Annotated in this window: 20 protein-coding genes; 12 read left to right on the top strand and 8 right to left on the bottom strand. The window is 70.8% G+C overall.

Going from position 1 to position 20,071, the window contains the following annotated elements:
• Positions 1–32 precede the first annotated feature (32 nt).
• The 9 genes from ACZ4Z4_RS28300 to ACZ4Z4_RS28260 all read left to right on the top strand — a co-directional run bounded on the left by ACZ4Z4_RS28300 (position 33) and on the right by ACZ4Z4_RS28260 (position 10,417).
• Positions 33–1,322 carry an amidohydrolase gene (locus ACZ4Z4_RS28300; protein ID WP_468333498.1) on the top strand — a complete coding sequence of 430 codons (1,290 nt, stop codon included), beginning with the start codon at positions 33–35 and terminating at the stop codon, positions 1,320–1,322.
• A gap of 157 nt (positions 1,323–1,479) precedes the next feature.
• Positions 1,480–2,574, top strand: a complete 1,095-nt coding sequence (locus ACZ4Z4_RS28295) for a BMP family lipoprotein (RefSeq protein ID WP_468333495.1) — start codon at positions 1,480–1,482, stop codon at positions 2,572–2,574.
• A gap of 231 nt (positions 2,575–2,805) precedes the next feature.
• The gene (locus ACZ4Z4_RS28290) at positions 2,806–3,858 is read left to right on the top strand and encodes a BMP family lipoprotein (protein ID WP_468333205.1); all 1,053 of its coding nucleotides are present in this window, start codon (positions 2,806–2,808) and stop codon (positions 3,856–3,858) included.
• A gap of 228 nt (positions 3,859–4,086) precedes the next feature.
• Positions 4,087–5,634, top strand: a complete 1,548-nt coding sequence (locus ACZ4Z4_RS28285; protein ID WP_468333492.1) for an ABC transporter ATP-binding protein — start codon at positions 4,087–4,089, stop codon at positions 5,632–5,634.
• Positions 5,631–6,770, top strand: coding sequence for an ABC transporter permease (locus tag ACZ4Z4_RS28280; RefSeq protein ID WP_468333203.1), 1,140 nt, complete (start codon positions 5,631–5,633; stop codon positions 6,768–6,770). The genes ACZ4Z4_RS28285 and ACZ4Z4_RS28280 overlap by 4 nt, the downstream gene beginning before the upstream one ends.
• Positions 6,767–8,029, top strand: a complete 1,263-nt coding sequence (locus ACZ4Z4_RS28275; protein WP_468333200.1) for an ABC transporter permease — start codon at positions 6,767–6,769, stop codon at positions 8,027–8,029. Before ACZ4Z4_RS28280 ends, ACZ4Z4_RS28275 begins: the two co-directional genes overlap by 4 nt.
• Positions 8,026–8,424 (top strand): cytidine deaminase, encoded by a 399-nt coding sequence (locus tag ACZ4Z4_RS28270; RefSeq protein WP_468333196.1) that lies wholly within the window; start codon positions 8,026–8,028, stop codon positions 8,422–8,424. The genes ACZ4Z4_RS28275 and ACZ4Z4_RS28270 overlap by 4 nt, the downstream gene beginning before the upstream one ends.
• A gap of 100 nt (positions 8,425–8,524) precedes the next feature.
• Positions 8,525–9,802, top strand: a complete 1,278-nt coding sequence (locus ACZ4Z4_RS28265; RefSeq protein WP_468333193.1) for a thymidine phosphorylase — start codon at positions 8,525–8,527, stop codon at positions 9,800–9,802.
• A gap of 243 nt (positions 9,803–10,045) precedes the next feature.
• Positions 10,046–10,417 carry an STAS domain-containing protein gene (locus tag ACZ4Z4_RS28260; protein ID WP_468333190.1) on the top strand — a complete coding sequence of 124 codons (372 nt, stop codon included), beginning with the start codon at positions 10,046–10,048 and terminating at the stop codon, positions 10,415–10,417.
• Here ACZ4Z4_RS28260 and ACZ4Z4_RS28255 read toward each other — a convergent pair.
• Together ACZ4Z4_RS28255 and ACZ4Z4_RS28250 are read right to left on the bottom strand one after the other, a co-directional pair.
• A complete protein-coding gene (locus ACZ4Z4_RS28255) occupies positions 10,328–11,311 on the bottom strand; it encodes a sigma-70 family RNA polymerase sigma factor (protein WP_468333187.1) in 984 nt (327 codons plus the stop codon). The two genes, ACZ4Z4_RS28260 and ACZ4Z4_RS28255, sit on opposite strands and share 90 nt — an antisense overlap.
• Positions 11,312–11,416: 105 nt before the next feature.
• Positions 11,417–12,703: an MFS transporter gene (locus ACZ4Z4_RS28250; RefSeq protein WP_468333185.1), complete on the bottom strand. Its 1,287-nt coding sequence runs from the start codon at positions 12,701–12,703 to the stop codon at positions 11,417–11,419.
• A 62-nt stretch (positions 12,704–12,765) separates the two neighbouring features.
• Here ACZ4Z4_RS28250 and ACZ4Z4_RS28245 point away from each other — a divergent pair, with 62 nt between their 5' ends.
• Entirely contained in the window at positions 12,766–13,743 is a 978-nt protein-coding gene (locus ACZ4Z4_RS28245; protein WP_468333182.1) for a LysR family transcriptional regulator, read from the top strand.
• On the opposite strand, the gene ACZ4Z4_RS28240 is transcribed toward ACZ4Z4_RS28245, so the two are convergent.
• On the bottom strand, positions 13,729–14,493 hold the full coding sequence (locus ACZ4Z4_RS28240; RefSeq protein WP_468333179.1) for an alpha/beta hydrolase: 765 nt from the start codon (positions 14,491–14,493) through the stop codon (positions 13,729–13,731). The genes ACZ4Z4_RS28245 and ACZ4Z4_RS28240 overlap by 15 nt on opposite strands.
• Positions 14,494–14,595: 102 nt before the next feature.
• On the opposite strand from ACZ4Z4_RS28240, the gene ACZ4Z4_RS28235 reads away from it, so the two are divergent.
• Positions 14,596–15,765 (top strand): adenosine deaminase, encoded by a 1,170-nt coding sequence (locus ACZ4Z4_RS28235; RefSeq protein WP_468333176.1) that lies wholly within the window; start codon positions 14,596–14,598, stop codon positions 15,763–15,765.
• Between the two features lie 162 nt (positions 15,766–15,927).
• Positions 15,928–16,218, top strand: a complete 291-nt coding sequence (locus tag ACZ4Z4_RS28230) for an ATP-binding protein (protein WP_468333173.1) — start codon at positions 15,928–15,930, stop codon at positions 16,216–16,218.
• A 60-nt stretch (positions 16,219–16,278) separates the two neighbouring features.
• Here ACZ4Z4_RS28230 and ACZ4Z4_RS28225 read toward each other — a convergent pair whose 3' ends face one another.
• The 5 genes from ACZ4Z4_RS28225 to afsQ1 all read right to left on the bottom strand — a co-directional run bounded on the left by ACZ4Z4_RS28225 (position 16,279) and on the right by afsQ1 (position 20,005).
• Positions 16,279–16,479, bottom strand: coding sequence for a PspC domain-containing protein (locus tag ACZ4Z4_RS28225; protein ID WP_468333170.1), 201 nt, complete (start codon positions 16,477–16,479; stop codon positions 16,279–16,281).
• Positions 16,480–16,568: 89 nt separating this feature from the next.
• Positions 16,569–17,117 (bottom strand): VanZ family protein, encoded by a 549-nt coding sequence (locus ACZ4Z4_RS28220; RefSeq protein WP_468333168.1) that lies wholly within the window; start codon positions 17,115–17,117, stop codon positions 16,569–16,571.
• Positions 17,118–17,169: 52 nt separating this feature from the next.
• Complete coding sequence (locus ACZ4Z4_RS28215) at positions 17,170–17,769, bottom strand: hypothetical protein (RefSeq protein WP_468333165.1); 600 nt, start codon at positions 17,767–17,769, stop codon at positions 17,170–17,172.
• On the bottom strand, positions 17,766–19,430 hold the full coding sequence (locus tag ACZ4Z4_RS28210; RefSeq protein WP_468333162.1) for an ATP-binding protein: 1,665 nt from the start codon (positions 19,428–19,430) through the stop codon (positions 17,766–17,768). The genes ACZ4Z4_RS28215 and ACZ4Z4_RS28210 overlap by 4 nt, the downstream gene beginning before the upstream one ends.
• Complete coding sequence (afsQ1, locus tag ACZ4Z4_RS28205; RefSeq protein WP_033264947.1) at positions 19,328–20,005, bottom strand: two-component system response regulator AfsQ1; 678 nt, start codon at positions 20,003–20,005, stop codon at positions 19,328–19,330. The genes ACZ4Z4_RS28210 and afsQ1 overlap by 103 nt, the downstream gene beginning before the upstream one ends.
• Positions 20,006–20,071: the final 66 nt, after the last annotated feature.

Below are 20,071 nucleotides of genomic sequence, written 5' to 3'. Positions count from 1 at the left end.
ATCGCCTTACCCTTCAGAGGGTGAACCAACTGATGTCCCGTGCGTCCGAAGAGGTGTCCGACGGCGTGTCCACAACGGAGTCCGCACCTGCGGAAACACTCCCCGGCACGCTGCCCGAAGCGCTGCGTGTCGAACTCGTCGCCTTCCGTCGCGACCTGCACATGCACCCCGAGCTCGGCAACCAGGAGTTCCGTACCACCGCGGCCATCAAGGCCCGCCTGGAGGAGGCGGGCCTGGAGCCCCGTGTGCTTCCCAGCGGCACGGGGCTCATCTGTGACATCGGCGCGCACCCCGGGGCGCCGGGCGGACCGGCCGCGGGCGGTGAGCGGGGCGTGCGGGGCGCACGGCCCATGCTCGCCCTGCGCGCCGACATCGACGCGCTGCCCATCCCGGACTCCAAGGCCGGCGTGGCGTACCGCTCCACCGTGCCCGACCGCGCCCACGCCTGCGGACACGACGTGCACACCACCGTCGTCCTCGGCGCCGGGCTCGTCCTCGCCGAGCTGGCGGGCAAGGGGCAGCTGCCCTTTCCGGTGCGGCTGATCTTCCAGCCCGCCGAGGAGGTCCTGCCGGGCGGCGCCACCGAGGTCATCGCGGCGGGCGCCCTCGACGGCGTCGGCAAGATCATCGCCGTGCACTGCGACCCGCGGGTCGACGCGGGCCGCATCGGGCTGCGGCACGGCCCCATCACCTCGGCCTGCGACCGCCTGGAGGTCTCGCTCGACGGCCCCGGCGGCCACACCGCGCGGCCGCACCTCACCACGGACCTCGTCACCGCCGCCGCCAAGGTCGCCACCGAGGTGCCCGCCCTGGTCGCCCGCCGCGTCGACGCCCGCTCCGGCCTCTCGGTGACCTGGGGCCGCATCGAGGCGGGCCACGCGCCGAACGTCATTCCGCAGCACGCCGAGCTCTCCGGCACCGTGCGCTGCCTCGACCTCAGGGCCTGGCGGGACGCGCCCGACCTGCTGCACAGCGCCGTGCAGGAGGTCGCCGACATGTACCGCGCCAAGTCCGGGATCAACTACATCCGCGGCGTGCCCCCCGTCGTCAACGACGGCGCGGTCGCCGACCTGCTGCGCGACGCGATGTCCGAGCGGCGCGGCCCGCACTCCGTCGAGGACACCGAACAGAGCCTCGGCGGCGAGGACTTCTCCTGGTACCTGGAGCACGTGCCCGGCGCCATGGCCCGCCTCGGCGTGCGCGCCCCGGGGGAGCACACCGTCCGCGACCTCCACCAGGGCGACTTCGACGTGGACGAGTCGGCGATCACGGCAGGCGTCGAACTCTTCACCGCCGCCGCCCTCTTGGACGCGATGGGCTAGCGAGACGGGGAGCGGCGCGAAAAGCACGAAGGGGTAACGGCATCGCGGAAACCCGTTCCCCTCCCTTTCTACGCGCGTTAATGTGCGCCGAAATCAGCGCCATACGCGGCGCGTTGGCGATCAAGGGGTGCTTCCTGTGCGTCGTCTCTCTTCGAAAATCCGGCAGTCCCGGTCCCGTAAATCTCGCGCCACCCACATCACCGCCGCCTGCGCGGTCCTCGCCCTCGCCGCGGCCGGCTGCGGCGAGACGAGCAGCGAGGCCTCACGGGACGACAACCGCAAGGACAAGGCCTCCGCGGGAACCTCGTACGAGGGCAAGGGCATCGGACTCGCGTACGACATCGGCGGGCAGGGCGACCAGTCCTTCAACGACGCCGCCTACGCGGGCTACGCGAAGGCCCGCAAGGAGTTCAAGATCGGCGGCGTGGACATGGAGCCGGGCGACGGCGAGTCCAGCGCCGACAAGGTCCAGCGCCTCGAACAGCTCGCCCGGCAGGGTTACGACCCGGTCATCGGCGTCGGCTTCGTCTACGCGCCCGCGGTGGAGGCGGCGGCCAAGAAGTTCCCCGAGACCACTTTCGGGATCATCGACGACAACACCGTGAAAGCGGACAACGTCGCCGACCTGGTCTTCCACGAGGAACAGGGCTCCTATCTGGCGGGCGTCGCCGCCGCCAAGGCGAGCAAGGCCAAACACGTCGGATTCGTGGGAGGCGTGGACATTCCGCTCATCCACAAATTCGAGGCCGGATTCGTGCAGGGCGTGAAATCCGTCGACCCCAAGATCAAAATCGAGAAGCGGTATCTGACCGAGAAGCCGGAGGAGGGCGGATTCTCCAGCCCGGACCGCGGGCAGAACGCCGCGAGCGGTCAGATCGAGGCCGGCGCGGACGTGATCTACCACGCGGCGGGCCTCTCGGGCCAGGGCGTCATCCAGGAGGCCGGCTCGCAGAAGAAGTGGGCCATCGGCGTCGACTCCGACCAGTACGAGCAGAAGGCCCTCGCCAAGTACAAGGAGTACATCCTCGGCTCGGCGATCAAGGACGTCGGCGGCGCGGTCTACGACCTGACGAAGTCGGTCGTCGAGGGCAAGCCGATGAAGGGCGAACAGCGGTACGACCTCAAGTCGGGCCGCGTCGGCTTCTCCGACTCGAACCCGAAGTACCGCGAGATGAAGGATGTCGTCGCCGCCGTGGAGAAAGCGGAGAAGGACATCGTCAGCGGCAAGGTCGATGTGAAGATCGTTCCGTAGCGCACGGTCCGGGACGTTTTACGTAGTACTGCGTGTGGCGACTGGGCGCTCCCCATCTGGGGGGCGCCCACCCGTCGTTCGGCCCCCCGACACCCGGTGGCCACAGGTCGATAACGGACCGGACAGAAGGGTTCTTATGGCGGGTCTACGCGCGTTACGCTGCGGCGAAATCAGCGCCGGGTGAGGCGCTCGAACGTGCTTGTGCTTGCTTGTACTAAGGAGTTCGTCTCTATGCGCCGGGTGTCTCGAATAGCTGTCGCGGGCGCCGCGACCGCCGCTCTTGCCGTAACCGTCTCCGCCTGTGGTGGCACGTCCAGCGACGCCGCCGCGAGCAAGGACGACAAGAACAAGGGCGTCGCCATCGCCTACGACGTCGGCGGCGCCGGCGACCAGTCCTTCAACGACGCCGCGACCGTCGGCATGAAGAAGGCCGCCAAGGAGTTCAACACCGGCGAGAAGGCCGTCGAGCCGGTCGACGGCGAGTCCGACGCCGACAAGACGCAGCGCCTGACGCAGCTCGCCAAGCAGGGCTACAACCCGGTCATCGGCGTCGGCTACGCGTACGCGCCCGCCATCAAGGAGGTCTCGGAGAAGTTCCCGAAGACCACCTTCGGCATCGTCGACGACGAGACGGTCAAGGCCGACAACGTCTCCGACCTGGTCTTCAGCGAGCAGGAGGCGTCCTACCTCGCGGGCGTCGTCGCCGCCAAGGCCACCAAGTCCAAGACCGTCGGCTTCGTCGGCGGCGTGGACGTCCCCCTCATCCACAAGTTCGAGGCGGGCTTCGCGCAGGGCGTCAAGGACACCAACCCCAAGGTCAAGGTCGTCAAGCAGTACCTGACCGAGAAGGCCGAGGACGGCGGCTTCTCCAGCCCCGACAAGGGCAAGACCGCCGCGCAGGGCCAGATCGAGAAGGGCGCCGACGTGGTCTACCACGCCGCGGGCCTCTCCGGTCAGGGCGTCATCGAGGCCGCGGCCGCCAAGAAGGTCTGGGCGATCGGCGTCGACTCCGACCAGTACAAGCAGGACGCTCTCGCCAAGTACAAGAAGTACATCCTGACCTCGGCGACCAAGGACGTCGCGGGCTCGGTGTACAACCTGGCGAAGGCCGTCGAGGACGGCACCGCCAAGGGCGGCGTCGTCCGCGCCGACCTCAAGTCGGGCGGTGTCGCGCTCGCCGACTCGAACCCCGAGTTCATGAAGATGAAGGACGTCCAGGCGGCCCTGAAGAAGGCCGAAGAGGGCATCAAGGGCGGCAAGATCAAGGTCAAGACCACGCCGTGACGGCGCGGTTGCCGCATCGACTGCCGTGACGGCAGCGTGATTCTCGTGCGACGGGGTGTGGGGGACGATGTTTCCCCCGCGCCCCGTTCGCGCGGACCACTTCCCAAACTGAGTAGCAGTCAGTAGCAGGGGCACTGCGCGCGTAGGCGGCCCCTTTCCTTCAGGCCCTTCAGGCCTTCCGGCCCTCGAGGAGAGTGCGCCATCGACGCGTCCACCAACCCTCCGCCCATCGCCGTCGAACTCGCCGGCATCACCAAGCGCTTCCCCGGAGTCGTCGCCAACCACGACATCCATCTGACCGTCCGCAAGGGCACCGTGCACGCCCTCGTCGGTGAGAACGGCGCGGGCAAGTCGACCCTGATGAAGATCCTCTACGGCATGCAGAAGCCGGACGAGGGCACCATCACCGTCGACGGCGAGCAGGTCGCCTTCGGCAGCCCCGCCGACGCCATCGCCCGTGGCATCGGCATGGTGCACCAGCACTTCATGCTCGCCGACCAGCTGACCGTCCTTGAGAACATCGTTCTCGGCAGCGAGAAGCTGCACGGCATCGGCGGCGCCGCCCGCCGCACCATCCTCGACCTCTCCGACCGCTACGGCCTCGGCGTGCGCCCCGACGCGTACGTGGAGGACCTCGGCGTCGCCGACCGGCAGCGCGTGGAGATCCTCAAGGTCCTCTACCGCGGCGCGACCACGCTGATCCTCGACGAGCCGACGGCCGTGCTCGTGCCGCAGGAGGTCGACGCGCTCTTCGACAACCTGCGCGAGCTCAAGGCCGAGGGCCTGTCCGTCATCTTCATCTCGCACAAGCTCGGTGAGGTCCTCTCCGTCGCGGACGACATCACCGTCATCCGGCGCGGCACGACGGTCGGCACGGCGATCCCGGCCGAGACGACGCCGCGCCAGCTCGCCGAGCTGATGGTCGGCAGCGAACTGCCCACCCCCGAGACGGCGGAGTCGACGGTCACCGACCGCCCGATGATCCAGGTGGAGGGCCTCAAGCTGCTCGCCGACGGCGGATCGGGCCGCGCGCTGCTCGACGACATCTCCTTCACCATCCACGAGGGCGAGGTCCTCGGCATCGCGGGCGTCGAGGGCAACGGGCAGACCGAGCTGATCGACGCGCTCATCGGCCTCAAGCACGCCGACTCCGGCGTGATCCGGATGGCCGGCGAGGACATCACCGCCGTGCCCACCCGCAAGCGGCGCGAGGACGGCATCGGGTACATCCCCGAGGACCGCCACCGCCACGGGCTCCTCCTGGAGTCCCCGCTGTGGGAGAACCGCATCCTCGGCCACGTCACCGAGAAGCCCAACGCCCGCGGCTTCTGGCTCGACCCCAAGGGCGCGCAGGCCGACACCCGCCGCATCGTCGAGGAGTACGACGTCCGTACGCCCGGCATCGACGTGACGGCGGCCTCCCTCTCCGGCGGCAACCAGCAGAAGCTGATCGTCGGCCGCGAGATGAGCCACAACCCGCGCTTCCTGATCGCCGCCCACCCCACCCGCGGTGTGGACGTCGGCGCGCAGGCGCAGATCTGGGACCAGATCCGCGAGGCCCGCCGCGAGGGCCTGGCCGTGCTGCTGATCTCCGCCGACCTGGACGAGCTGATCGGTCTCTCCGACACGCTCCGCGTCATCTACCGCGGACGGCTCGTGGCGGACGCCGACCCGTCCACCATCACGCCGGAGGAGCTCGGCTCGGCGATGACCGGTGCCGCCTCGGGTCACTTGGAGCACGTGGAAGAAGACGCCCCGGAGGACGAGGCCCGATGAAGAAGTTCGACAAGGAGCGTGTGCTCCTCGCGGTGGCCGGACCGGTCATCGCGCTGATCGCGGCCGTGGCGCTGACCTCGGTCGTGCTGGTCGCGTCGGGCAAGAGCCCGATCGAGCCGTACAGCCTGATGCTGGAGCAGGCCACCTTCTCCGACGTGCAGGTGCTGATCCTCAACCAGGCAGGGATGTACTACCTGGCGGCGCTCGCGGTGGCCATCGGCTTCCGCATGAACCTGTTCAACATCGGTGTGGACGGCCAGTACCGGCTCGCCGCGATGATCACCGCCGTCGTCGGCACGCACCTCGCCCTGCCGTCGTTCCTCCAGATCCCCGTGCTCATGCTGGTCGCCATGCTCACCGGCGCCTTCTGGGCCGGCATCGCGGGCGTCCTCAAGACGACCCGCGGTGTCAGCGAGGTGGTCGCCACGATCATGCTCAACGCCATCGCGACGAGCGTCATCGCCTACCTCACCCTCACCGAGAACTTCGGCGTCCCGGTCGGCAACAACCAGACCACCGGCGTGATGGAGAAGTCCGGCTGGTTCCCCGGCATCAAGGTGGCGGGCGGCGAGATCTACGGCTTCGTGGTCATCGCGGTCCTCGCCGGCGTCCTGTACTGGCTGGTCCTCAACCGCACCCGGTTCGGCTTCGACCTGCGCGCCACCGGCGCCTCCGAGTCGGCCGCCGCGGCCTCCGGCGTCAACGCCAAGCGCATGGTGCTCAGCGCGATGCTGATCTCCGGCGCGGTCTCCGGCCTCGCGGGCCTGCCGATCCTGCTCGGCGACACCCACACGTACAGCCTCTCCTTCCCCGCGGGCCTCGGCTTCACCGCCATCGGCATCGCGCTCCTCGGCCGCAACAACCCGGTCGGCATCGCCTTCGCGGCGCTGCTCTGGGCCTTCCTCGACAAGGCCTCGCCCGCCCTCGACTACGCCCAGCCCGAGGCGTACGACAAGGAGATCGCGGTGATCATGCAGGGCCTCATCGTGATCGCGGTCGTCGTCTCCTACGAGGAGGTGCGCCGCTGGGGCCTCCGTCGCCAGCAGCGCCGCGTCGGTGAGGAACTGGCCGCCGCCGCCCGGGCGAACGGCAACAACGGCAACAACGACTCCGTGAAGGAGGTGGCTGCCCGATGAGCTCGGCAACCGTCGCCAAGCCCTCGGCCACGCAGCCCGCGCCGGGCCGCCGCCGCATCTCGCTCCCCGTCCTCCTGCTGATCATCGCGGGTGTCCTGGTGCTGACCTCCGTGGTCCGCATGGTCACCGGCGCCGACGGCATCACGTCCACCGGCCAGATGTCCACGGCGCTCAAGCTCGCCGTGCCGATCGGCCTCGCGGGCCTCGGCGGCCTCTGGGCCGAGCGCGCGGGCGTCGTCAACATCGGCCTCGAAGGCATGCTGATCCTCGGCACCTGGTTCGGCGCCTGGGCCGGCTTCCAGTGGGGCCCCTGGGTGGGCGTCCTCTTCGGCATCCTCGGCGGCGCGCTCGGCGGACTGCTGCACGCGATCGTCACGATCACCTTCAACGTCAACCACATCGTCTCCGGTGTGGCCCTCAACATCCTGGCCCTCGGCGCCACCCGCTATCTCGCGACCTTCGCCTTCGAGGGCGAGGAGGGCGGTACGTCGAAGCAGTCGCCGCCCGTCGAATCGCTCGGCAACTTCTCCGTGCCGGGCCTCTCCGACTGGCTCGCCGACCTCAACGGCAAGCACTGGTTCCTCGTCTCCGACCTCGCCGGCCTGTTCGGCGGCCTGATCACCGATCTGTCGCCGCTCACCGTCGTCGCGGTCGCCATGGTCCCGCTGAGCTGGTGGATCCTGTGGCGCACCTCGTTCGGCCTGCGCCTGCGCTCCTGCGGCGAGAACCCGATCGCCGCCGAGTCGCTCGGCGTCAACGTCTACAAGTACAAGTACCTGGCCGTGGTCATCTCCGGCGGCCTCGCCGGCCTCGGCGGCGCCTTCCTCTCCCTCGTCGCCTCCAACATCTACCTGGAGGGCCAGACCGGCGGCCGCGGCTACATCGGCCTCGCCGCCATGATCTTCGGCAACTGGATGCCCGGCGGTCTCGCGCTCGGCGCAGGACTCTTCGGTTACACCGACAGCCTGAAGCTCCGGGGCGGCGGCACCAACGTCCACGCGCTGCTCCTGCTCATCGCGATCCTGCTGGTCATCGGCGCGGTCTACCTCGCCTGGCGCAAGCGGTACGTGCCCGCGGTGATCACCGCGGCCGTCTCCGCGCTGATGTTCCTGTGGTACGGCTTGACCGACGAGGTGCCCAACCAGGTCGTCACCGCCACTCCGTACGTGGTGACCCTGCTGGTCCTCTCGCTCTCCGCCCAGCGGCTCCGGATGCCGAAGGCGGACGGAATGCCGTACCGAAAGGGACAAGGCAAGTGACGACTGCTGCCGACACCGACTGGGACGCCCTGCGGGAGGCCGCGCGCGAGGCGATGTCCCGTGCGTACGCGCCCTACTCGGGCTTCCCGGTCGGCGCCGCGGCCCTCGTCGACGACGGCCGGACGGTCTCCGGCTGCAACGTGGAGAACGCCTCGTACGGCCTCGGCCTGTGCGCCGAGTGCGGCCTGGTCTCGCAGCTCCAGCTGACCGGCGGCGGCCGCCTCACGCACTTCACCTGCGTGGACGGCAAGGGCGAGATCCTGATGCCGTGCGGCCGCTGCCGCCAGCTGCTGTACGAGTTCGGGGGCGCCGAACTCGTGATGGAGACGCCGTCGGGCGTACGGACGCTCGGCGACATGCTCCCCGACGCGTTCGGACCGCAGCACCTCAACTGAAGCCGGGCCCCCGTCTGTTGACGGGGGCCTTCTTCGCGGTCGGGCTCTATGCGCGTAGAGTCTGGCCGGTACGACGCCGTAACTGCTGGAAGGACATGCCATGGACGTCATCTCCGTCATCCGCACCAAGCGCGACCGGGGCGAGCTCAGCGACGAACAGATCGACTGGGTGATCGACGCCTACACCCGCGGCGCGGTCGCCGACGAGCAGATGTCGTCCCTCGCGATGGCGATCCTGCTCAACGGCATGAACCGCAAGGAGATCGCCCGCTGGACCGCCGCGATGATCGCGTCCGGCGAGCGCATGGACTTCTCCTCGCTCTCCCGCCCGACCGCCGACAAGCACTCCACCGGCGGCGTCGGCGACAAGATCACGCTGCCGCTCGCCCCGCTGGTCGCCGCGTGCGGCGCCGCCGTCCCGCAGCTGTCGGGCCGCGGCCTCGGCCACACCGGCGGCACCCTCGACAAGCTGGAGGCCATCCCCGGCTGGCGCGCGCTGCTCTCCAACGAGGAGATGCTGAGCGTCCTCGACGGCGTCGGCTCGGTCATCTGCGCGGCGGGCGACGGCCTCGCCCCCGCCGACAAGAAGCTCTACGCCCTGCGCGACGTGACCGGCACGGTCGAGGCGATCCCGCTGATCGCCTCCTCGATCATGTCGAAGAAGATCGCCGAGGGCACGGGTTCCCTGGTCCTCGACGTGAAGGTCGGCACCGGCGCCTTCATGAAGAACCTCGACGACGCGAAGGAACTCGCCTCGACCATGGTCGAGTTGGGCACCGACAGCGGGGTCCGCACGGTGGCCCTGCTCACCGACATGTCGACGCCGCTCGGCCTGACGGCGGGCAACGCCCTTGAGGTCCGTGAGTCGGTGGAGGTCCTCGCGGGCGGCGGCCCGGCGGACGTCGTAGAGCTCACCCTCGCCCTCGCCCGCGAGATGCTCGACGCGGCGGGCCTCAAGGACGCCGACCCCGCGAAGGCCCTCGCGGACGGCTCCGCGATGGACGTGTGGCGTCGCATGATCGCGGCGCAGGGCGGCGACCCGGACGCGGAGCTGCCGGTGGCACGGGAGCGGCATGTGGTGACGGCTCCCTCGTCCGGGGTCCTGACCCGTCTCGACGCGTACGACGTGGGCGTCGCGGCCTGGCGCCTCGGGGCGGGGCGTGCCCGCAAGGAGGATGTGGTCCAGGCGGGGGCCGGCGTTGAACTCCACGCGAAGCCGGGGGACTCCGTCGAGGCGGGCGCCCCCCTGATGACCCTGCACACCGACACGCCGGAGCGGTTCGCGTACGCGCTGGAGTCGGTCGAGGGGTCGTACGACATCGCTCCGGCGGGCACGGCATTCTCCCCGAACTCGATCGTGCTCGACCGCATCGGCTAGGAGCTCGGGGCTGTCCCGGGTGTGCCGTCCGCGGCTGAGTGGGGGTTGTTCGCGCAGTTCCCCGCGCCCCTGACGGGGCCGGGGCGCGGGTCCGGGTTCAGCCCCTCCGGCGATTGAGGAGCGGGGTCTGGGGCGGAGTCCCAGTTCGGGAAGGGGCGGGATCGGGGAAGGAACCGCCCAAGGCCCCGCCCCGCAACCCGCACCCCACCGATGAGTTGCCGCCCCCCGCACGGTCAACCCTGCGTGGCTGACAACGAAGAGAACCTGATCCGTATCGAGGGCCCTCTGCGCGCAGGCGACGTCCCGCACCTGTGCGAGCGCGTGACGGCGGCCAGACACGGTCCCGGCGACGGCGACGTCATCTGCGACGTCTCCGCCGTCACCACCGCCGACCTCACCACCGTCGACGCGATCGCCCGGCTGCACCTCGCCGCCCGCAGGGCCGGGGGCCGGATCCGGCTCAGGAACCCCGCCCCCGCCCTGCTGGCCCTGATCGGGCTCGTCGGGCTCGTCGAACTCTGCGGCTTAGTCGTCGAGATGGAGGGGCACTCCGAAGAGCGGGAACCACCGCTGGGTGTCCAGGAAGCAGTGGAAGCCGGCGATACGACCCCCTGAGATCTCCAGGACCTGGATCGACCAGGGCATGAAGCCGCCGTTGTCGGGGTCGGGCTTGTACTGCGCGAAGCCCGGCGTGCCATTCACATTCACCGGAAGGAGGCGGCCGTTGGCGCACGTGGCGCCCATCGTGGACATGAAGCCCGTGATGTCCGCCGTGCCGCGCAGCCAGAGGTCGAACGGCGGCATCGTCATGACGGCGTCCTCGGCGAGCAGCGCGGTGAGCGCCGTCATGTCATACCCCTCGAAGGCCGCCACATAGCGGTCGAGGAGCTTCTGCTGCTCCTCGTCGAGCGGATCGGAGACGGCCGTGTCGTCCGCCGGCCGCTCGGCGAGGGTGGCGCGGGCCCGCTGCAACGCGCTGTTCACCGAGGCGACGGAGGTGTCGATCAGCTCGGCGACCTCGCTCGCCTTCCAGGCGAGCACCTCGCGCAGGATCAGCACCGCACGCTGCTTGGGCGGCAGGCTCTGCAATGCGGCGACGAACGCGAGGCGCACGGACTCCTTGGCGACCGCGGCCTCGGCGGGGTCGTGCGGGGACGGCAGGACGCGGGCGTCCGGCATCGGCTCCAGCCAGGTGTTGTCGGGGCGGGGGTTGAGCGCGGCCTGGGCCAGCGGGGCGGCGGCCGTCAGGTCCATGGGGCGGGCGCGGCGATTGCCGGCGTTCAGCATGTCCAGGCAGACGTTCGTCGCGATGCGGTACAGCCAGGAGCGGATGCTGGAGCGGCCCTCGAACTTGTCGAAGCTGCGCCAGGCGCGCACCATCGTGTCCTGCACGGCGTCCTCGGCCTCGAAGGCCGAGCCGAGCATCCGATAGCAGTACCCCGTCAGTTCGACCCGGTGCTTCTCCAGTGTGACGTCCAGCTCGGTCGTCGTCCCTGCGCTGTCGCTCATCCCCACCCACCCCTGGCTTCCGAGCGGAGCCCGGTGTGAGGCCCCACACGTCGGAAGCTACCGCAGCCCACTGACAACGGCCCGTGGAGTGGGAAAACCCGCAGGTCAGCAGGGACGGGCCACGAGACCGCGCCGCCGCTCCGTGCGCGCGACGTGCGAGCCCCACACCGTCACCGACACGACGCCGAGCACGGCGAGGATGCCGAGCCCCACGGTCCCGGCCCAGCCGCCCGCGTGGAAGGCGACGGCCCCGAGCGTGCCGCCCGCGCTGGAACCCAGGTAGTACGCGGACTGGTAGAGCGCCGACGCCTGCGCCCGCCCGGTCGTCGCCGTACGGCTCACCGAGGAGGACGCGACCGCGTGGCCCGCGAAGAAACCGGCGGTGATCAGGACGAGTCCGAGCAGGACGAGGACCAGGGAGGAGAAGAGGGAGAGCAGCAGTCCGCCGGCCGTCGTGCTCACCGCCAGATACAGCGCTCCGCGCCGCCCGAGCCGGGCCACCAGCTTCCCGGCGGCCGCCGACGAGACCGTACCGACGAGGTAGACGAGGAAGATCGAGCCGATGACGCCCTGCGGGAGCGAGAACGGCGCCTCGGTGAGCCGGTATCCGATCACCGTGTAGACCGCGCCGAAGACGGTCATGAACAGCGCCCCGATCGCGTACAGCCTGCACAGGAGCGGATTCGACAGATGCGTACGCACCGTGCGCGCCAGCGACTTGGGGCTGAGCGGCCCCGGGGTGAAGTGGCGCGGCGCGGGCAGCAGCACCCGGAAGGCGACCGCGCACAACAACGCCATGACACCGACCACGCCGACCGCCGCACGCCAGCCCCAGGCCTGCGCGACCCAGCCGGTGACGATGCGCCCGCTCATGCCGCCGATGGAGTTGCCCGCCACGAACATGCCGATCGCGGCGACCAGCGCCTTGGGCCGCACCTCCTCGGCGAGGAACGCCATCGCGGACGCGGGCAGCCCGGCGAGCGCCGCGCCCTGCACGGCACGCAGCGCGATCAGCACCTCCACCGAGGGGGCGAAGGGGACGAGGAGTCCGACGGCGACGGCGACGGTCAGCGAGACCGTCATCACCGCACGCCGTCCGTAGCGCTCGCTGAGCGCGCTCAGCGGAAGGACGAAGAGGGCCAGTGCGCCCGTGGCCGCCGACACCGTCCAGCTCGCCGTGCTCGCGCTCACGCCGAACTCGGTGGAGACGAGCGGCAGGAGGGCCTGCGTGGAGTAGAGGAGGGCGAAGGTGGCGACGCCCGCGAGGAAGAGCGCGAAGCTCATCCGGCGGTAGCCGGGTCCGCCCGGGGTCAGACGGGAATCGGCGGCGGGGGACGACGGGGTGGGGGCGGCCGCGTGGGTGGCGGTCGCCCCGCTACTGGCAGGAGGCATGCCACGAACGTACGGCCGGTTTTTTGATGCGTCCAATGCATGGAATCGCCATAATCGTTCCCATGCAGCATCAGCACAGGTCACAGCCGCGCGTGTCACAGAACAGTGACGTGGAGGACATCGTGGCGCTGCTCGCTCCTCGCCTCGCGTACTTCGCGGGGGCCGCGCGGACCGAGCACGTCACGCGCGCCGCCCAGCAGCTGCGCATCCCCCAGTCGACGCTCTCCCGCGCCCTCGTCCGGCTCGAACGGGACCTGGGCGTCGACCTGTTCGCCCGCCGCGGCCGCACCGTCTCGCTCACCCCGGCGGGCCGCACCTTCCTCGCCTCGGTCGAGCGGGCGCTCGGCGAGGTCGAGCGGGCCGCCGAGTCGGTGCGCGCCGACGCCGACCCGGAGACCGGCAAGGTCGCCTTCGGCTTCCTGCACACCATGGGATCCGAGACGGTGCCCGGACTGATCCGCGCCTTCCGCGCCGACCACCCGCGCGTGCGCTTCAGCCTGGTCCAGAACTACGGCGAGGCGATGATCGAGCGGCTGCGCGCCGGCGAGCTCGACCTCTGCCTCACCTCGCCCGTGCCCGACGCCCCCGACCTGGTCGCCCGCCGCCTCGACGAGCAGCGCCTGCGCCTGGTCGTGCCCGACGACCACCGGCTGGCTTCCCGTAAGCGGGTCCGTCTCGCCGAGGCCGCCGAGGAAGCCTTCGTCACCCTGGAGCCGGGCTACGGCCTGCGCCGCATCACGGACGACCTCTGCCGCGACGCGGGCTTCAAGCCCCGCGTCGCCTTCGAGGGCGAGGAGGCGGAGACGCTGCGCGGCCTGGTCGCGGCGGGGCTCGGCGTGGCCCTGCTGCCGCCGCCCGCCGTGCCGCGCCCCGGAGTGGTGGAGCTGACGGTGACCGGGCAGCGGGCGGTGCGCGAGATCGGCGTGGCCTGGCTGGGCGGCCATCCGGACACCCCGCCCGTGGCGGCGTTCAAGGAGTTCCTGCTGAGCAGGAAGGGAAAGCTGCTGCACCAGCAGCAGAGTCACTCAGCGCCTGAGTGACTGCCCGAAGCCCGCGGCCAGCGGCATGCGCAGGCCCAGCGGCGGCGGAGCCGCCAGCGCGTCCTCCAGCGGCCGGGCGAACCCGGCACCGAACAGCGCGCCCAGCACGAAGTCCGAGGCCAGCGCGAGGACTTCGGACTGGTGCTGCTGGAGCCGGTGCCCGTCGGAGTGCACCTCGAAGCGGCACACGTCACGGTTGGCCTTCTTCGCCCGCTCGGCGAACCGGAACGACAGCTCCGGGTCGGTCCGCTCGTCGTTCGTGCCGTGCACGATGAGCACCCGCCGCCCCGCGAGGTGCTTCACCGGTTCGGGGGGCGCGGCCACATCGTCCTCGGGCAGCCAGGGCGCCAGCGCCAGGACCGAGTTGACGGCCTCGTGCCCGCCCGCGCGCAGCGCCGCACGGCCGCCCATGTCCACTCCGGCGAGACAGACGGGGACGTCGCCGTAGAGACGTACGATCTCGTCCGCCGCCCAGGCCGTGTCGCGGGCCAGCTCCGCCTGCGCGCCGTTCCAGCCCCGGCAGCGGTAGCGCACCACATGCGTGACGAGGCCCGCCTCGCGCCCGTCGTGGGCCAGTCTGCGGCCCAGCGCGCGCACGCCCGCGCCCGCGAGCGGAGACGGTCTGCGCGTGGAGGTCTCGGTGCCGCCGGGCAGCAGGAGCACCGCTCCGCCCACCGCCGGGGGCGCCGTCCCGATCGCGCGCCCGAGCCTGGCCGCGCCCGCCGGCCCCGCGCTCCCTTGCTGTGCCATGACAGAACAGTGTCAGAAGCCATGGTGTACGCCACCCGTCCGCAGGGTCACTGTTACGTATCGACCAGTGAGTTCTACGCGCGTAGGCGCTAGAGTGCCGAAATGACGAGCCAGACACACACGACCGGTCACACGGACCGTGAAACGCCCAGCGTCGACCAGATCCGCCGTGCCCCCAAGGTGCTTCTCCACGACCACCTCGACGGCGGCCTGCGCCCCGGCACGATCGTCGACCTCGCCCGCGACTGCGGATACGGGAACCTGCCCGAGACCGACCCCGACAAGCTCGGGATCTGGTTCCGCGAGGCGGCCGACTCCGGCTCCCTGGAGCGGTACCTGGAGACCTTCGCCCACACCTGCGCGGTGATGCAGACGAAGGACGCACTCAAGCGCGTCGCCGCCGAGTGCGCCGAGGACCTCGCCGAGGACGGCGTCGTCTACGCCGAGATCAGGTACGCCCCCGAGCAGCACCTGGAGCAGGGCCTCACCCTCGAAGAGGTCGTCGAGGCGGTCAACGAAGGCTTCCGCGAGGGCGAGCGCCGCGCGAAGGCGAACGGCCACCGCATCCGCGTCGGCGCGCTCCTCACCGCGATGCGGCACGCCGCCCGCGCCCTGGAGATCGCCGAACTCGCCAACCGCTACCGCGACTTCGGCGTGGTCGGCTTCGACATCGCGGGCGCGGAGGCGGGCTTCCCTCCCACCCGCCACCTCGACGCCTTCGAGTTCCTCAAGCGCGAGAACAACCACTTCACGATCCACGCGGGCGAGGCGTTCGGCCTGCCGTCGATCTGGCAGGCCCTCCAGTGGTGCGGTGCCGACCGCCTCGGCCACGGCGTGCGCATCATCGACGACATCGAGATCGCCGACGACGGCACGGTGAAACTCGGCCGCCTCGCGTCGTACGTGCGCGACAAGCGGATCCCGCTGGAGCTCTGCCCGACGTCCAACCTCCAGACGGGCGCCGCGACCTCCTACGCCGAGCACCCCATCGGACTCCTGCGCAAGCTGCACTTCCGCGCGACGGTGAACACCGACAACCGCCTGATGTCGGGCACCAGCATGAGCCGCGAATTCGAGCACCTGGTCGGCACGTTCGGCTACACGCTCGACGACATGCAGTGGTTCACAGTCAATGCGATGAAATCAGCATTCATTCCTTTCGATGAACGGCTGGCCATGATCAACGACGTGATCAAGCCCGGCTACGCCGAGCTGAAGTCCGAATGGCTGTTCCGCCAGACCGTCTCGACCAGCGCTTCTGTCCAGAGCTGACGCGCATCGTCCGCGTCCGCGCGGCGGGCAGGGCGGCCGGGAGATCTCTCTCCCGGCCGCTTTCCCGTGTCCGGGACCCGTGATCGGGGCTGCTTACGGTCGTTGAACCGCACAACCCCCCCGCCCCACATCCGCAAGCAAAGACGCAAGGACGCATTGAAGATGAAGCAGTCTGTCGCCAAGTCCCTCGGTGTCGCCGCTCTCGGCGCCGCCTTCGCCGCCGCCGGTGCCGGTGCCGCGAACGCCGCCCCGGCTTCCCCCGCCGCCCCCGCTTCCCCCGCCTCCTCGGCACTGCCCGCCGCCGGTCTCACCGAGTCCCTGGGCGCCGGACAGCAGGCACTCGGCAGCGGTCTGGCCGCCGCCCCCAAGCCCGGCGGCCCGACCTCGCCGGTCCAGAACCTGCTCGGCGGCGTGCCGGCCGGCAGCGCCCTCAACGGCCTGCCGCTCGGCTGACCCGCGACACGTACGCCGATGGGGCGCCCCTCTCCGGAGGGGCGCCCCATCGCGCTGTCGTCACCAGGCCTGGCGGGCCTTGTCCTCCGAGGGCAGCAGGATCCACATCGCTATGTAGAGCAGGAACTGCGGGCCCGGCAGCAGACACGAGGCCACGAAGATCACGCGCATCGTGGTGGCGGAGGTGCCGAAGCGCTTGGCCAGGGCCGCGCAGACTCCGCCGATCATCCGGCCGTGGGTGGGGCGGGCAAGGGCGGTCATGTCGGGCTCCTTCGCGAGTGTGAGGACGAGGCTTGTCGTGTGCCCCGATACTTCGACAGTACGTTCGCGAAGCGGGTCAAAGCGTCGCTCTACGGTGCGATACCGACCCTGGGAATCGTCGGGGTCGACCCCTGAGACACGTCCTCCCGGGGGAGGGCCGCGCGGCGCCCGCCGTCCTCACCGCGACGGAGCCTGGCCCGGACCGCGGGCACGACCGCGAGGTGCGCGACAGCCACCCCGAGGGTGTTCAGGAGCAGCGAGTCGATGTCGACGACCTGCCCCGGCACCCCGGTCTGCAACAGCTCGATGCCGAGCGAGAGCAGCGCCCCCGCGGCGACCGTGCGGACCAGCGAACCCCACGGCGAGACCACGAGACGGCCGCCGGCCAGCGGCAGCAGCACACCGAGCGGGGCGAGCAGCAGCACGCTCTCACCGATCCGGCGGGCGGCCTGGAGACCGCCCAGCGCCAGATCCGCCTTGATCCCGGCGAGTGGCCGCAGATTCGCGGCGCTCACCCAGGGCACGTCCAGCGGACGCAGCGTGATCCACCCGACGAGCAGAAGATGTGCGACGAGGAGGAATCCCCCCGCCGCACGGAAGCGGATGGCGGCACCGTGGCCGCCCGAGCCTTGACGCACACCCCCCAGGACGTCAGAGGCGGCAGGATCGGTTCCGCGTACCCACCGACGGCTACTGGACGGTTTTCACCGGCGGCGCCACCGTGCCGGGGCGGGAGCGGACCTCCGCGGTGCACTCGTAGCTCCGCAGGGGGCTGTCACCGGGGCCGCCCATGACCACCGCGTGATCGCCCGACGCCGTGTTGTCCGCCAGCGTGCACACGATCTGGGCCAGCGCGAACGCGGACAGGTCCTCCGGACGCGAGCTCAGCCGCAGCGCCTCCTTCGGGTCGCCCGCGCGCGGCCCGGTGACGGTGGTGCCGCGGCGCACGTCGGTGGCGAAACCCGCCTGCTTCTCCGGCTCCGAGGGCGGCGTCGCCAGCTCGTCGAGGAGCGCCTGCGCGATCCGGACCCGGTCGGTGGTCGCCTTGTCCGTGCGCAGCTGAAGATCGCGGTCGACGTTCACCAGCTGGGCCGCGCAGACCAGGAAGACCTCCACCGGCACACCGCTGCCCGACCGCGAGGCGATGCTGGAGCCCGACATCACGCACGGCACCCGCGACGGCGCGGCGCCGTAGTCGGTCGGGACCTCGGTCGACCTGATCCCGCACCCGGCGAGCACGGCGGTCAGCCCCGCCGCGGCGGCGATGGACCGCATCCGGCGCCCGTTCATGCCTGGCCCTCCTCGGCGCGCTCGGCGTCCTCGACGTCGTCGGTGTCGGTGTCGGCGTCGTGCTGCGGCAGCCACAGCGTGAAGACGGCGCCGCCCTCCGGGCAGTTGGCGGCGGTGATCTCACCGCCGTGGATGTGCGCGTTCTCCAGCGCGATGGAGAGTCCGAGGCCGCTGCCCTCGGACCGCGGCCGGGACGCGCTCGCCTTGTAGAACCGGTCGAAGACGTGCGGCAGGACGTCCTCGGGGATGCCGGGGCCGTGGTCGCGTACGGAGATGACGAGCTTCGCGTCCGCCAGGCGCACCGACACCTTCACCGGGGAACCGCCGTGCTTGAGGGCGTTGCCGATGAGGTTGGCCAGGATCACGTCGAGGCGGCGCGGGTCGAGGCGAACGGTGATGCCGCGCTCCGCGTCCAGCTCGACCGCGTCGAGCCAGGCGCGCGCGTCGATGCACGCGGTGATCTGGTCGGCGATGTCGACGTCGTCCAGGACGAGGCGCGCGGTGCCCGCGTCGAAGCGGGTGACCTCCATGAGGTTCTCCACGAGGTCGTTCAGGCGGCGGGTCTCGCTCACCACGAGCCGGACGGCCGGCTCGATCATCGGGTCCACGGAACCGGTCTCCGCGTCGAGCTCCTCCTCCAGGACCTCCGTGACGGCGGTGATCGCGGTCAGCGGGGTGCGCAGCTCGTGCGACATGTCGGCGACGAAGCGCCGGGACGCCTCCTCGCGGGCGCTCATGTCGGCGACCTTCTTCTCCAGGTTCTCCGCGGTCTTGTTGAACGTACGGGACAGATCGGCGAGTTCGTCGGTCCCCGACACCCGCAGCCGGGTGTCCAGCTTGCCCTCGCCGAGCCGCCGCGCGGCGACGCCGAGGCGGTGCACCGGCTTCAGTACGGTCGTCGCCGCGGCCTGCGCGAGCAGCGCGGAGCCGATCAGCGCGAGCCCCGTGGCGATGGCGAGGGACCAGCCCAGCGAACTGAGGTCCTTCGCCTCCGGCTCAAGGGACTTGAGCATGTAACCGGTCGGGCCGCCGCCGATCACCGTGGCGCCGCCCACCAGGTACGGCGTGCCGTGGTTCACGGTCCGCTGCCAGTACAGGTGGTAGGGGCTCTTGTTGCCGGAGGTGAGCGGCTGCTTGTCGGTGACGGCCTTTTGCAGCGACTGCGGCACCTTGGCGAGCGTGAACGCGTCCAGGTCGGAGTAGCCGACGATCTGGCCGCCGCCCTTCTTCTCGGCGACCAGGAGCACGCTGTAACGCTGGCTGCTGTTCGCCATCTGCTCGGCGGTTGCCTGGAGTTCGCCCTGCGAGGCGTCGGCGGGCAGCGCGCCCGCGCGGTTCTGCATCTGCTGCCGGAAGTCCTTGAGCGCCGCGTCCTGCGCGCGCGTGAGGACGGCCTCGCGGTTGAGCCAGTACGCGATGCCGGACGCGGAGACGGCGGCGGTGAGCGCCACCAGGCCGAACACCACGACGAGTCTGAGCCGCAGGCTCGTGAAGCGCAGCCCCGCCCATACGGCCCTGCGCGCCGCGGGCAGGCCGCGGAGCCTGTTGTGCGCTTTGGTCACTGAGGGGTGTCCAGCCGGTAACCGACGCCGCGCACCGTACGGATCAGGGTCGGCGACGACGGTACGTCCTCGACCTTGGCGCGCAGCCGCTGCACGCACGCGTCGACGAGCCGCGAGTCGCCGAGGTAGTCGTGCTCCCACACCAGACGCAGCAGCTGCTGGCGCGACAGGGCCTGGCCGGGCCTGCGGCTCAGCTCCAGGAGCAGCCGCAGCTCGGTCGGTGTGAGCTGCAAGTCCTCGCCGTTCTTCGTCACGGTCATCGCGGCCCGGTCGATGACGAGCGAACCGAACGTCGCCGCGTCGTTGGCCTCCCGCTCGCCGCGCCGCAGCACCGCGCGGATCCGCGCGTCCAGGACCCGCCCCTGCACCGGCTTGACCACATAGTCGTCGGCGCCGGACTCCAGGCCCACGACCACGTCGATGTCGTCGTTGCGCGCGGTCAGCAGGATGATCGGCAGCTGGTCGGTGCGCCGGATGCGACGGCACACCTCGAACCCGTCGATGCCCGGCAGCATCACATCCAGCACGATCAGGTCCGGCCGCTGCTCACCGAGCAGCTTCAGGCCGTCCTCGCCGGTGGCAGCAGTGGCCACCCGGTGCCCCTGGCGCGTCAGCGAAAGCTCCAGGGCCGTCCGGATGGCGTCGTCGTCCTCGATCAGCAACAGGGAAGGCACGGACGTCATTCTGTCCCATGTCACGGCCCCAGTACGACTGCTGGAGCCTCTCCGGGCCCTCATCGA

This window comes from Streptomyces sp. NPDC030245 (assembly GCF_055572995.1).
Note: the sequence above shows the minus strand (reverse complement) of the source record. Positions and strands in the feature narration are given on the sequence as shown.